This window comes from Pedobacter sp. AC163, assembly GCF_979258665.1.
In genome coordinates this window covers 2,445,090-2,458,090 of sequence record NZ_OZ409872.1, presented here as the reverse complement: position 1 = coordinate 2,458,090, position 13,001 = coordinate 2,445,090, and the positions used below count along the sequence as shown (strand labels likewise).

Here is a 13,001-nt window from a genome sequence, read left to right as displayed (position 1 = left end):
CCATATTCAATTAAAAAGCCAAAAATTTAAGGCTAAAACATTCCGGTTTTCTTATTACTTTTGCGCAACTAAAATTTACTCATGAGAAACACCGCATTAACAGAAAAACACATCGCTTTAGGCGCTAAAATGGTTCCATTTGCAGGTTATAATATGCCTGTTACTTACGAGGGTATAAACGCTGAACATGCAACGGTGCGTAATAGTGTAGGTGTTTTTGATGTGAGCCACATGGGTGAATTTATATTGAAAGGTGAAAATGCTTTAGATTTAATTCAACGCGTAACCAGTAACGATGCCTCAAAATTATATGATGGCAAAGTTCAATATTCGTGTTTACCTAATCAAGATGGGGGAATTGTTGATGATCTTTTGGTTTACCGTATAGATGAAAAAACCTATATGTTGGTTGTTAATGCATCGAACATTGAAAAGGATTGGAACTGGATTAAACAGTTTAACAATCACGATGTGGAGATGCACAACATTTCTGATAAAACCTCTTTATTGGCAATTCAAGGGCCAAAAGCAGCTGATGCTTTGCAAAGTTTAACAGATGTTAATCTGGCTTCAATGGAGTATTATACCTTCGTTAAGGGAACATTTGCAGGCGTTGATAATGTGGTTATTTCGGCTACGGGTTATACTGGTGCAGGAGGATTTGAAATTTATTTTGATAACGAGCACGCAGATAAAATCTGGGATGCAATTTTCGAAGTCGGTGCAGCTTATAATATCAAGCCAATAGGCTTAGGTGCCCGTGATACGTTGCGTTTAGAAATGGGTTTCTGTTTGTATGGAAATGATATTGATGATACTACTTCTCCAATTGAAGCTGGTTTAGGCTGGATTACCAAATTTTCAAAACCTTTTACCAACTCTGATGCGCTACAAGCACAAAAAGAAGCCGGTATTCAAAAGAAATTAGTGGGTTTTGAAATGATTGACAGGGGAATTCCTCGCCATGATTATGAAATTGCTGATGCTGATGGAAATATTATTGGTAAGGTAACTTCTGGTACGCAGGCACCTTCGTTACAGAAAGCAATTGGTATGGGCTATGTAGCTAAAGAATTTTCGAAAGAAGGAACGGAAGTTTTTATCAACATCCGCAATACGCCAATTAAGGCTAAAGTAGTTAAGTTTCCATTTTATAAATAAGATTTTGAGACAATAGATGTGAGATTTGAGTTCGTTTGTTCTTGGTCTCACATCTTAAATCTCAGTACTCAAATCTAAGAAATGTCAAAAAAAATAGAAGTTTGTTTAACCCCTGCTTTGATCGATCTATATGATATTGAGCAAAGTATTGTGGTTGTTATTGATATTTTAAGGGCTACCTCGTCCATCACCTACGGAATTGAAAATGGTGCTGAAGCCATTATTCCGGTTGCCAATGTGGAAGATTGCTTAAATTACAGCGATAAAAATTATTTATTGGCTGCGGAGCGGAATGGGGAAGTTGTGGTGGGTTACGATTTTGGGAATTCGCCATTTTCTTATACCAAAGAAAAAGTTGCAGGAAAAACAATTGTTCTTACTACCACAAACGGAACTAAGGCATTGCATTTGGCCAATAAACGGGCTTATCAGGTGGTGATCGGTTCATTCTTAAACTTAGATTCGCTTTGTAATTATCTGGCAAGTCAGGATAAGAACGTATTGCTGCTTTGCGCTGGATGGAAAGACCAATTTAATTTGGAAGATACCTTGTTTGCCGGTGCAGTTGTAAATCAATTGCGCAAAAATTTCGAACATTTCGATGATTCCAGCGTTGCAGCTGAAGATCTATACCTGCTTGCAAAAGACGATTTAAGGAAATACCTACATAAATCTTCTCACAGCAATCGTTTAGCGCAATTAAATATTGAGGATGATGTAGTGTTCTGTTTGCAGTTAAATGTTTGTAAAGCTATTCCGGTTTTAGATGGGGAAAGATTGGTTAGCCTAACCCCCCAAACCCCCTGAAGGGGGCTTTAAAAAGCATGATGGAAATCCAAGAAGGTAAATAATATTATAATTCGGTTTCCTTTTAAAGTGGAAAAATCTTCTTAGTGGTTATAAAATCCTACATCCTGCCTTACTTCTGACTAGGCAAATTCCCCTTTAGCGGACTGGCGTGATAAGTTCCCTAATTTCTGGCGTATTTTTAATGGTAATCAAAGCCTCTTCGTGTGCCAGCCAATAAATATCTTCCGCCCGTTTCATATCGAAAGTACTGATAGCACCTAAACCTTTTGGTTCAATCATCACATTACAGAACTTAGCTTTACGCTCCATATCATGGTTTATCGACATGATTCCTGCTCGTCCCATTAAATTGGTAATGCCTGTAATTTTATCTACAGGTTTTAAATGATTGCAAGATGAACCAATAATGAAATCGCATTCTTCCATTAAAGGCTCGACTGGGAAGTTATTTAGAATTCCTCCATCAACGTACATTTGCCCATCAATCATTATAGGTTTAAAAATACCAGGAATACAACTTGATGCCTGTATGGCCCTGATCAGCGGTCCTTTGGTAAAATATACCAACCGACCTTCGCTAAAATTTACAGCCGCAATTGTAAGTGGTATTTTCAGTTTTTCGATGCTATCTTCAGGGAAATATTCTCTAAGTATGTGTGCGGTATTTTCGATATTTATCAAACCCAGTGAGCCAACGGCCGGGCGAATAAAGCGCCAGAGTTTAGTTTTTAAGAAAATGCTTAGTCCTTCTTCCGGATCAATTCCAGCTGCAAAAAAAGCGCCTGCAATTGCTCCCGCACTTGTTCCGCTGATGTGGCTGAAGGTAATTCCCAAATTCTTAAATGCCTTAAGAATGCCAAGGTGCGCTATCCCTCTAATTCCTCCTCCTGATAATACGATACCTACTCTCATTTACAAATACTTGATGTTTAAACTGAAGAACCGGCTAATTTGTTTGTTGCCTGAGTCTTTCTAATTGCCAACGTTTACTTCTGTTTCGGTTTATATTTAGATTGATTGAGAATTTTTTGCGCATCGTTATCTGCCATGAGTTGCTGTAGCGTTACTTTCGGATTTTCGGCCATGTACTTTCTCACAATTTGCCAGCCTGTCCATACGCCTAATTTTGGTGCCGACTTTTGGTCGCCCAATGCAGGTGTAAATGGTCCTTCAGAAAGGAAAACCTGGATTTTGTGGTAGTCGGTTTCATAAAGGAAGTTGTTTTCCAAAAAGTAAGCCCAAATATCACCTTCAAAATCTTGGGTCCATTGTAATTGTTGCTGTGTGTAGCCAATTTTGGTAGAGTCTGGCATATCTTCCGGTAATACCTGATCCAGAAAGTAAAGAATTTTTCCCTGGAAGATCATTTTGGATAATAACGTCCGGTTTTCATCTGGTTCTGGAAACAAGTCCTCGTGAGCATAGGTTTCTGCTACCCGGGGTACAATATATTCGGGAGTAAATCTTCGCGATAGGTATAAAGGAACACTTTGGACTATGGCACCATAAAATTTGCTGTCTTTACCTAAAAACATATCTAAACCTATACCCAAATAATTGTCTCCAACGGGCATCTGATAAGCAAAACCCGAAACAAATGAAATTATTTTTGGCACTTTGGCCTTCGGGTAATAGTATTTGATGTATTTAAAAGTTTCTGTTAAACCTGCTTCCTGAACTTTTAAATTAGGGTAAACACTATCAACTTCCTTTGTTAAATCACTGTAAGCTTTATCATTAAATAAGGTATTCAATATTTCGTCATTGCTGTAATCAGGAGAGCCGATCATTTTATGAATATAATCATCATAAAAAAAACCATACTTTTTTGAAAGAAAGGTATTGGTAGCGGTTACATTTTTATCTTTCGAGGCAAACAATTCTTTATCAAATCGTTCAATTTTTATATCGAGCTTAATGTTGCTTACATCAGGGCGTTTGCTTTGTTTGCAAGAAATAAATGCGGCAGCAAAAAGAAAAATTAGATAAATTTGCCTGTGTTTTACGTTATACATCATGTACAACAAATATAATCACATTAAGCATGAAAAAAATAACGACTATTTTAATTTTATCTTTTTTGGGTTTTGTCTCCTATGCTCAAAATTCTCGATTAACCAATTATGGTTTCAGATTAGGCCTAACCGCTACACCAACTATCGGTTGGATAAAACCTGAACCTGGAAAAACAAACAGCGTTGCACTTGGGTTTTCTTATGGATTAATAGGAGATTTTAATTTTGCCCCGAACTACAGTTTTTCAACTGGTTTAACCATTACAACTATCAACGGAAAAAGTACTGAGGTAAACGTTTCACCTTATTATGCAAATGCAAATAGTAGTATTCCTGTGGCTTACGATTTGAAATATAAGATGCAATATATTGAGTTGCCGTTAACGGTGAAGCTTAAAACGCTAAAAGCTGATGGCAAACGTTGGTATGGACAATTTGGTTTATCGAACGGATTTAACATTAGCGCTAAGCAAGATGCAGTAAGTGGTGCTAGTACTGTTGGCGATAATCAAAAAATATCAGATTTTACGAAATTCTATCGGGCGGGTTTAATACTCGGAGCTGGAGGTGAATTCGATATTTCTGGTAACGCAAGTATTTTGGCTGGTTTAACCTATAATAATGGTTTTACTAATATCACAACTGATAAAAACCGCGATGTGAGAAACCATTATCTTGCACTTAATTTTGGTGTATTTTTTTAATTTGCATTTTACATTTTTCTTAATATTCGATACTTAATTCTTCAAAATGAAAATAGCGCTGGCCCAACTCAACTACCACATTGGTAATTTCGAAAATAATACGAACAAGATCGTAGAGCACATTCAGCTTGCAAAAAGTAAAGGTGCTGATCTGGTTGTTTTTGCAGAGTTGGCTGTTTGTGGTTATCCACCGAGAGATTATCTGGAGTTTGATGAGTTTATAGCCCTTTGCGAAGATGCGGCTCAAAAAATTGCAAAAAGCTGTGTGGATATTGCTTGTATTATTGGCTTGCCGGTTAAAAACGATATTCTCGATGGTAAGGATTTATTCAATGCGGCTTATTTTATCGAAAATGGTAAAGTAAAAGCCATAACAAAGAAAGCGTTGCTGCCCACTTATGATGTATTTGATGAATACCGTTATTTCGAACCTGCTTCAAGCTTCAAGTGTATTGATTTCAAAGGAAAAAAGATTGCGCTTACCATTTGTGAGGATTTGTGGAACATTAATGATAACCCATTATATGTTTCAAACCCGATGGATGAACTGATTAAGGAGCAACCCGATTTAATGATCAATATTGCGGCTTCCCCTTTTTCTTATACGCATGATGATGAGCGGATTAAAGTTTTGGCCGATAATGCAAAGAAGTACAATTTGCCGGTTTTCTATGTGAACCAGGTGGGAGCACAAACGGAAATTATATTCGATGGCGGCTCGCTCGTTTTTGATGCCGATGGCGCCATGAAAGCTGAAATGAAATATTTTGAAGAAGACCTTCAGGTATTTGATTTAGATGAAATTGAAAATGTTAAAAATAAATACCCACAGCCCGAACGGTTAACCGATATAGAGCAAATTCATGATGCATTAATCCTGGGCATTAAAGATTATTTTGAAAAATCTGGCTTTAAAAAGGCGGTTTTAGGATTGTCAGGCGGCATTGATTCTGCAGTGGTGTGTGCGCTGGCGTGTCGTGCTTTGGGTGCTGAAAATGTAATGTCGGTTTTAATGCCTTCTAAGTTTTCTTCAGATCACTCCATTCAGGATGCTTTAGATTTGGTAAAAAATATTGGATGCCAGCATGAAATTATTGCGATAAAGGAAGTAGCGGAAGCTTTTGATCACATTTTAGCACCAGCTTTTGAAGGTCTGCCTTTCAATTTGACAGAAGAAAATATCCAAGCCCGTATTCGTGGGGTAATAAATATGGCCATGAGTAACAAATTTGGCTATATTTTACTCAATACATCCAATAAAAGTGAGTGCGCTGTTGGTTATGGCACTTTGTACGGCGATATGTGTGGAGCAATTGGGGTAATTGGCGATGTATATAAAACCCAGGTTTTTGAACTGGCGAGATACATTAATAAAGAAAAAGAAATTATACCAGTAAACACAATTGTTAAGCCACCTTCGGCAGAGTTGAGGCCAGATCAAAAAGATTCTGATTCATTACCCGACTACGACACGCTCGATCGCATCTTATATCAGCATATTGAAAAAAAGAAAGGATCAAGAGCAATTATTGAGCAAGGTTTTGATGAAGAACTTGTAAAAAAGATAATTAAAATGGTTAACGTAGCTGAGTTCAAGCGTTATCAAACTCCTCCAATTTTAAGAGTTTCGCCTAAAGCCTTCGGTATGGGTAGGCGGATGCCAATTGTAGGTAAACACCAAATCTAGTAGGTTTGAGGATATTAAAAAGCTTGTTGACCAATAATCAACAAGCTTTTTTTGAGTTATGCTAACGTTGCGTCAACAGTAATCGAAGTATTTAATAATTTTGAAATCGGGCAATTTTTCTCTGCATCAGCTACTAATTCATCGAATTTTTCTTGAGTAAGATCTGGAACCTCCGCAGTTAAAGTCAAATGCGATTCTACAATTTCTCCCTTTGAAGGATCTAAGTTAATTTCACATTTCGTTTCCAATTTAGTGGCGGTAAAACCTGCTTCAGCTAAGTTAGCAGAAAGCTTCATGGTAAAACATCCGGCATGCGCAGCGGCAATTAATTCTTCAGGGTTGGTACCAACTCCTTCTGCAAAACGAGAATTGAAAGAGTATTGTGTGTCATTTAATGTAGTGCTTTGTGTGGTCAGTTTACCGGCACCTTCTTTAATAGAGCCTTGCCATACGGCTGTTGCATTTCTTTTCATGTTGAATTATTTTTTTTGAGATAAGATTTCTAACAATAAATATAACCTAATGTTTGTATAGCAAACGCAATTATTTCGTTAACATTTGATAAAGTTTTAATCTTCTTTTTCTACGTTAGATGGATCCACTGTAGGTGTTGCCTTCATTCTTAATGATTGGATGAGTAAGATGCCGACGCCAATCATGATTGATATATCGGCAATATTAAAAACACCGGTTTGGAAGATTTGAAAATCCATGTGCATGAAATCAGTAACGGAACCGTGAACAATCCGGTCGTACAAATTACCCATTCCACCGCCAATTAAAAAGCAAAGCGCAATTTGCATGGTGCTCGGTAAATTCTTTTTTGAAAATAAATAATATAGGCCGTAACCTAAAAATAAGACGGGTAGACCTGTTAAAATGATGAGACGAAAAATATAAGGCATATTGTCGCCTAAACTTAAGAAAGCCCCACTGTTCTCCACTTTAGTTAGGGTGAAAAAATTTTTAATCAACACAATATGTTCGTAATCAGAAATCTCATTTCGAACGACGAATTTTGATATCTGATCAAGGGCGATGTTTAAAATCAAAACAATCAAAAGGAAAAACCAGGTATAATTTTTATGGTATTGCATTTCTTTAAATTTTAGCGAATAATGTCAGCATCAACGGGTGTATAGCCCAAAATTCTGCTCAACGACATGATTTGTCCTTTGTGGTGAAACTCATGCGTAATCACGTGTGTAAACAATTGCAAGGCACTAATCTTTGTTGTTTTGCCATTGCGAAAAATCTGAATCTCTTTTTGATAATTTCCTTCAAACTGATTTAAAAATTGATCGATGGAAAGATTAATCCGGTTGAAGTATTCAATACAATCATTCAAAGTTGAGTAATTTTCGAAAGCGGGATAAGTTAATGGTAAGCCTAGTCCTCGCTCAACAATCCATGAGGAGTAAGTATCACAAATGTGAACCAACAAATTACGAATAGAACCTTTGCCAAAAGCACTGTTATCGCAAGTGAAGTCTTCATGAGATATGGTTTTAATGTAATCTAAAATGGTTTCTCTGGAAAACAAAACGAGTTCATATTGTTGTTTCAGCATAGAATTACTTTTTAACCCACTTTTTATAAGGAATAATCAGCGCCAGGATTAAAGCTAATATACAAAGCACTTTTGCAATGATGTCGCCATTTCTGGTGTAAAATGTCAGTTCATCATTCAGGTTGATATCAGCTTTTAGGGCAGTTCTTGTCCACCATTTTGTACTTTGAGTAATGTCGCCACGCTGGTTGATAAAGCAAGAGATACCAGTGTTTGCCGATCGGGCTATGTCTCTGCGGTTTTCGATGGCCCGTAGTTTGGCATACATTTCATGCTGATCTTTGCCCGATGTATTTCCCCACCAGCCATCGTTGGTAATAATGGCAATAAATTGTGCGCCATCTTTAACTTGGTGTCCTATCCAATCGCCCCATAGGCTTTCATAACACACTACAGGTGCGGCGCCAATGCCACTTTGTGCATATAAAACACTGGGCTTTTCTTGCCAGCCCCATCCACTAACACTTCCGCCTAATTCAGAAAAAACACCGTCTAAAAATGAAAATACTTTCGGAAAAGGCATTTTTTCTGCTCCTGGAACAAGTTTCGATTTATGGTAAAACTGAACATTGGCTGAATTTTCCAACTGCATTGCAGTATTAAAATTATCGTAATATCGCCCGCTACGCTCGTCAAGTTTTGCGGATATTGTCTTTTTATCCGCATAAATTTTTACGGTTTCCATTCCGGTAATTAAAGTGCCGTTTCTATACTTACTTAAAAAGTTCTGTAAAGTAATCACTTCAGGATATATCCTGATCTGATCCTCATCTGCATAAATGGGCACAGCAGTTTCCGGCCAGATAAAATATTCGGTATTCGGTTGTGCAAGGGAATCAGATAAATGAGTCAATATCTGAATTTGCTCTGCAGGAGGAATTTCACTTAATTTCTTGTAAGGATCGATATTGGGTTGAACGACTACCACATTGCTGGGTGTACCTTGTTGTTCGGCGTTGAAATATGTTACTATGGAAAATGTAGCTGGAACAATTACTACTAAAGCCCAAATACCCGCTGGTTTGAATTTCGCATATCCGGTTGTAGAATTGAATTTTTTGTAAGCTTCGAAGGCCAAAATATTGCTTAGCAAAATCCATAATGTACCACCATAAATGCCAGTATAATCATACCATTGCGCAAGTTGGTGCATACCGGCCAGGCCATTTCCCAAAGTCATCCATGGGAAAGCCAGATCCCAGGTTTGTTGTAAATATTCGAGTGCAATGTAAAATGAGATCAGCCCTAAATAGGCAATCACTTTATTGGTATATCTACTTAAGCGATAAAAAAGCCAGAAAGCGGTAGTCATTAAAAATGCCCCTAATCCGTAAGGAATTAAGGAAACAGGGATAGCAACGGCGGTACCATTGTAGGCACTAATGGCATTATATACCCAATAGATAGAGGCTGTGTTCCAAATTAGAAAAGTAAGCCCTGCGGTTAAAAAAACTTTTTTGCCTTTCTTTTTTTGGTCGCTATTAAAAATCGAATCAAGCGCAATAAATAAAGGCACTAATGCAATAAGCAACAGCGGAGTTGTAAAGGGCATAGGTGGCCAGGCCAGCCAAAGTAAAAAGGCGCTTAGTATGGCTAAGAGATAGCTTTTTTTCATTTTTTAGGGAAATGAGAAATAGGAAATAGATTAGTTGGTCGACCTTGTGTCTAATTGACTATTCTCCATTCCCTATTTCCTGAATTTAAAAACTATCTAAAATTGCTGCTTTTTTAGCTTCGTATTCTTCCTGAGTAATCAAGTGTTTATCATAAAGCGTTTTCAGCTTACGAAGTTTTAATGTAGTCTCATCTTCCGGCTCTTCTACTACTTCCGCAATTTGAATAGGCTCAGGTTCTGGAGTATGAGATTCAATAGGTGTAAAATCTGCGAAAGGTTGAGGTGCTGGCTGAATAGGTGCAGCTGCCCGATCTTCTTCCAATTTCTGCTGTCTTAAAGATTCCTTATAATCCTCTAGCTGCTCATTTGCCGCTTGGTACAACTTCCTGGCCTGCGTTTTAGGTATAAACTCTGTAACGATGTTTTCGCCAGTTTGCGGCACACAAATAAATTTCGAACCAAACAATTCTTCCTTGAATGAAACCTCTTTAATGTTTTTAAGCGAAATATCTTTAAAGTTCATGGTTAGGCCTAAATTTCCTGGCTCGCAATAAAAAATGCGTTTATTGGTTACTGCAATACTATCTGGCAACAAGTTTACAGCAGGTTTTTTTTGCACGGCGAGGTATAAAATTTCTTCGCCTGTGGTTAAAAGGTCATTAAGCTTTCCGATAACTTTTTCAACCGCTTTTGGGTCTTGTTCGTCGCTTAAAAATCTATCTATGCTAATCATAATTGTTATTTAAATTGATTGTGGTTAATTTAAGACACTACTCGGCATCATCGTATTTATCCTTGTTCTTTGCTCTTTTATCTTTACTCATGTCTTTCCCGGCAATGCAAATTACGAATTCTCCTTTTAAAGTATTGTTCTCGAAATGTGATTTTATTTCTAATAATGTGCCTCTAACGGTTTCTTCGAACATTTTAGTAAGTTCTCTACTTACGGATGCCTGTCTATCCGCCCCCAAGTACTGGGCAAACTCTTCCAAGGTTTTTAATAAGCGGTGTGGACTTTCATAAAGTATGATGGTTCGATCTTCTTCGGCAAGTTTTTTAAATTTTGTTTGACGGCCCTTTTTTACGGGCAGAAACCCTTCAAAACAAAAGGCCTCAGCAGGTAAGCCAGAATTTACCAAGGCAGGCACAAACGCCGTTGCACCTGGCAAGCACTCTACATCAATTTCGTTTTTTATCGCTTCGCGAACAAGAAAAAAGCCTGGGTCTGAGATAGCTGGCGTTCCAGCATCCGAGATCAATGCAATTTTTTGTCCTTCCTGTAAAAATTTGATAATCTCCGAAGTCGCCTTATGTTCGTTATGCTGATGGTGGGAGAATACCCGTTTATCAATGCCAAAGTGTTTAAGCATGGGTGCACTTGTGCGGGTATCTTCTGCTAAAATTAAATCGCACTCTTTTAAAATCCGAATTGCCCGAAAGGTCATGTCTTCCAAATTGCCAATCGGCGTAGGTACGAGGAATAATTTGCCATCCATAGTATCAAGTATCAAGTATCAAGTATCAAGATGTTGCATGATCTAAAACTGCAAACTGAAAACTGAAAACTCTTTCTATCTTTGTAAAAAAATTAAATAATGCTGCAAGTTAACTATATCCGCGAAAATAGAGAGAAAGTTTTAGAACGTTTGAGTGTACGTAACTTTAAACAACCAGAGTTGGTAGATGAAATTATCAAAATTGATGAAGATCGTCGTGCTACCCAAACTTCGCTTGATCAAATTTCCGCAGAAGCAAATGCAGCAGCCAAACAAATTGGCGATTTAATGCGTACTGGTAAAAAGGATGAAGCAGAAGCTATTAAAGCCCAAACCACTTCTCATAAGGAGAATATTAAAAACCTGACCGAAAAATTGAACGAGCTGGAAACTGCTCAGTTTAATGCAGTTGTTCAGTTGCCGAATTTACCTTACCATTTAGTGCCAACGGGCTCAACTGCCGAAGAAAATGAGGTAGTTTATGAGCATGGCGCACCAGCAGAATTGCCAACTAAAGCGTTACCACATTGGGAACTGGCGGCTAAATACGATATCATCGATTTTGAATTAGGGGTTAAAATTACGGGTGCAGGTTTTCCGGTTTACAAAGGAAAAGGAGCGAGGTTACAACGTGCTTTGATTAATTTCTTTTTAGATCATGCAACTGCTGCGGGTTACAAAGAAATGCAGGTGCCTCATTTGGTAAATGCTGCATCTGGTTTTGGTACTGGTCAGTTACCCGATAAAGAAGGACAAATGTATCATTCAACTGTTGATGATTTATACCTGATTCCTACGGCAGAAGTTCCGGTTACCAATTTATACCGCGATGTAATTATTAAGGAAGAAGACCTGCCGATCAAAAACACAGCTTACACACCCTGCTTTCGTAGAGAGGCTGGTTCTTATGGAGCGCATGTTCGTGGTTTAAATCGTTTGCATCAGTTTGATAAAGTTGAGGTGGTTCAGATTACACATCCTGAAAAATCTTACGAAACGCTGGAAGACATGAGCAACTATGTACAGTCTTTGTTGCAGGAGCTTGGCTTGCATTACCGCGTTTTGCGTTTATGTGGAGGAGACATGGGATTCACATCGGCCATGACTTACGATATGGAAGTGTGGAGTGCCGCACAAGAGCGTTGGTTAGAGGTTTCTTCAGTATCAAACTTCGAAACTTATCAGGCCAACCGTTTAAAACTTCGTTTTAAAGGGAAAGAGGGCAAAGCACAATTGGCACATACGTTAAATGGAAGCGCATTGGCATTGCCTAGAATCGTAGCTTCAATTTTAGAAAATTATCAAACGGAAAACGGAATTAGAATTCCGGAAGCACTGGTAAAATACACAGGCTTCGATATGATTGATTAGATTTCCACAAGTCGTCATTGCGAGGTACGAAGCAATGTCTTTTGCTGTTAGATTGCTTCGTACCTCGCAATGACGGAAAATAAGTAGGCATAAAAAAAAGCTTTGCATCACTGCAAAGCTTTTCGTTTTTTATAGATAGATGTAATTGTTTTTCTGATTATAGAATCAAAATCAATAATAAGATGATGATGATAATTGCACCAACTGAAAGATAAACGCCACCAGAAACTGCACGGGCCTGACCTTTCAATTCTCTCAATTCGCTACGTAATGCCTTACGTTCTGCTCTTGTTAAATTAGATTTATCCATATCTCTAATTTCTTCAACACGAGTTTTAATTCTTTCTAACTGTGCAGATTGTTCAGCAGTTAATTCTGTAGGGTTTTTTGCAGGTTTGTTAGCCGCTTGAACGGAGTTGAAGCTGATACCTAAAGAGAAAATAAGTGCTAGTGTGTAAATGAATTTTTTCATAATTTCTATTTTTTTAGTGTTTCAATGTGTACGTAACAAAAAACCTACCAAAATGTTCTTGGTAGGTTTTAAGATGCGAATATCTTAGTGCTAAAACGGA

Annotated in this window: 14 protein-coding genes; 5 read left to right on the top strand and 9 right to left on the bottom strand. The window is 37.8% G+C overall.

All coding sequences use genetic code 11. From position 1 onward, the window contains the following. Nucleotides 1-81 precede the first annotated feature (81 nt). Nucleotides 82-1,161 (top strand): glycine cleavage system aminomethyltransferase GcvT, encoded by a 1,080-nt coding sequence (gene gcvT, locus ACZZZK_RS10505; RefSeq protein ID WP_463484083.1) that lies wholly within the window; start codon nucleotides 82-84, stop codon nucleotides 1,159-1,161. 81 nt (nucleotides 1,162-1,242) lie between these two features. Beyond that, nucleotides 1,243-1,968, top strand: a complete 726-nt coding sequence (locus tag ACZZZK_RS10500) for a 2-phosphosulfolactate phosphatase (RefSeq protein ID WP_463484082.1) — start codon at nucleotides 1,243-1,245, stop codon at nucleotides 1,966-1,968. A 138-nt stretch (nucleotides 1,969-2,106) separates the two neighbouring features. Here ACZZZK_RS10500 and ACZZZK_RS10495 read toward each other — a convergent pair whose 3' ends face one another. Together ACZZZK_RS10495 and gldB are read right to left on the bottom strand one after the other, a co-directional pair. Further along, complete coding sequence (locus tag ACZZZK_RS10495; protein ID WP_463484081.1) at nucleotides 2,107-2,883, bottom strand: patatin-like phospholipase family protein; 777 nt, start codon at nucleotides 2,881-2,883, stop codon at nucleotides 2,107-2,109. Between the two features lie 74 nt (nucleotides 2,884-2,957). Continuing rightward, complete coding sequence (gldB, locus tag ACZZZK_RS10490; protein ID WP_463484080.1) at nucleotides 2,958-3,989, bottom strand: gliding motility lipoprotein GldB; 1,032 nt, start codon at nucleotides 3,987-3,989, stop codon at nucleotides 2,958-2,960. A gap of 26 nt (nucleotides 3,990-4,015) precedes the next feature. Between gldB and ACZZZK_RS10485 the strand changes: the two genes are divergently transcribed. Further along, entirely contained in the window at nucleotides 4,016-4,690 is a 675-nt protein-coding gene (locus ACZZZK_RS10485; protein ID WP_463484079.1) for a porin family protein, read from the top strand. A 46-nt stretch (nucleotides 4,691-4,736) separates the two neighbouring features. Beyond that, complete coding sequence (locus ACZZZK_RS10480; RefSeq protein ID WP_463484078.1) at nucleotides 4,737-6,377, top strand: NAD+ synthase; 1,641 nt, start codon at nucleotides 4,737-4,739, stop codon at nucleotides 6,375-6,377. Nucleotides 6,378-6,433: 56 nt separating this feature from the next. On the opposite strand, the gene ACZZZK_RS10475 is transcribed toward ACZZZK_RS10480, so the two are convergent. From ACZZZK_RS10475 to rsmI, 6 genes are all read right to left on the bottom strand, one after another. Beyond that, nucleotides 6,434-6,850, bottom strand: a complete 417-nt coding sequence (locus ACZZZK_RS10475) for an OsmC family protein (protein WP_463484077.1) — start codon at nucleotides 6,848-6,850, stop codon at nucleotides 6,434-6,436. 96 nt (nucleotides 6,851-6,946) lie between these two features. Then, the gene (lspA, locus tag ACZZZK_RS10470) at nucleotides 6,947-7,474 is read right to left on the bottom strand and encodes a signal peptidase II (RefSeq protein WP_463484076.1); all 528 of its coding nucleotides are present in this window, start codon (nucleotides 7,472-7,474) and stop codon (nucleotides 6,947-6,949) included. Nucleotides 7,475-7,485: 11 nt separating this feature from the next. Beyond that, nucleotides 7,486-7,947 carry a DinB family protein gene (locus tag ACZZZK_RS10465; RefSeq protein WP_463484075.1) on the bottom strand — a complete coding sequence of 154 codons (462 nt, stop codon included), beginning with the start codon at nucleotides 7,945-7,947 and terminating at the stop codon, nucleotides 7,486-7,488. A gap of 4 nt (nucleotides 7,948-7,951) precedes the next feature. After that, complete coding sequence (gene lnt, locus ACZZZK_RS10460) at nucleotides 7,952-9,562, bottom strand: apolipoprotein N-acyltransferase (RefSeq protein ID WP_463484074.1); 1,611 nt, start codon at nucleotides 9,560-9,562, stop codon at nucleotides 7,952-7,954. Nucleotides 9,563-9,647: 85 nt separating this feature from the next. Next, nucleotides 9,648-10,295, bottom strand: coding sequence for a PH domain-containing protein (locus tag ACZZZK_RS10455; RefSeq protein WP_463484073.1), 648 nt, complete (start codon nucleotides 10,293-10,295; stop codon nucleotides 9,648-9,650). 37 nt (nucleotides 10,296-10,332) lie between these two features. Continuing rightward, nucleotides 10,333-11,058 (bottom strand): 16S rRNA (cytidine(1402)-2'-O)-methyltransferase, encoded by a 726-nt coding sequence (gene rsmI / locus ACZZZK_RS10450; RefSeq protein WP_463484072.1) that lies wholly within the window; start codon nucleotides 11,056-11,058, stop codon nucleotides 10,333-10,335. 99 nt (nucleotides 11,059-11,157) lie between these two features. On the opposite strand from rsmI, the gene serS reads away from it, so the two are divergent. Continuing rightward, nucleotides 11,158-12,429 carry a serine--tRNA ligase gene (gene serS / locus ACZZZK_RS10445; RefSeq protein ID WP_463484071.1) on the top strand — a complete coding sequence of 424 codons (1,272 nt, stop codon included), beginning with the start codon at nucleotides 11,158-11,160 and terminating at the stop codon, nucleotides 12,427-12,429. Nucleotides 12,430-12,586: 157 nt separating this feature from the next. Here the strand turns inward: serS and ACZZZK_RS10440 are convergent, their stop codons facing one another. Next, nucleotides 12,587-12,901, bottom strand: a complete 315-nt coding sequence (locus ACZZZK_RS10440) for a hypothetical protein (RefSeq protein ID WP_265799347.1) — start codon at nucleotides 12,899-12,901, stop codon at nucleotides 12,587-12,589. Nucleotides 12,902-13,001 lie beyond the last annotated feature (100 nt).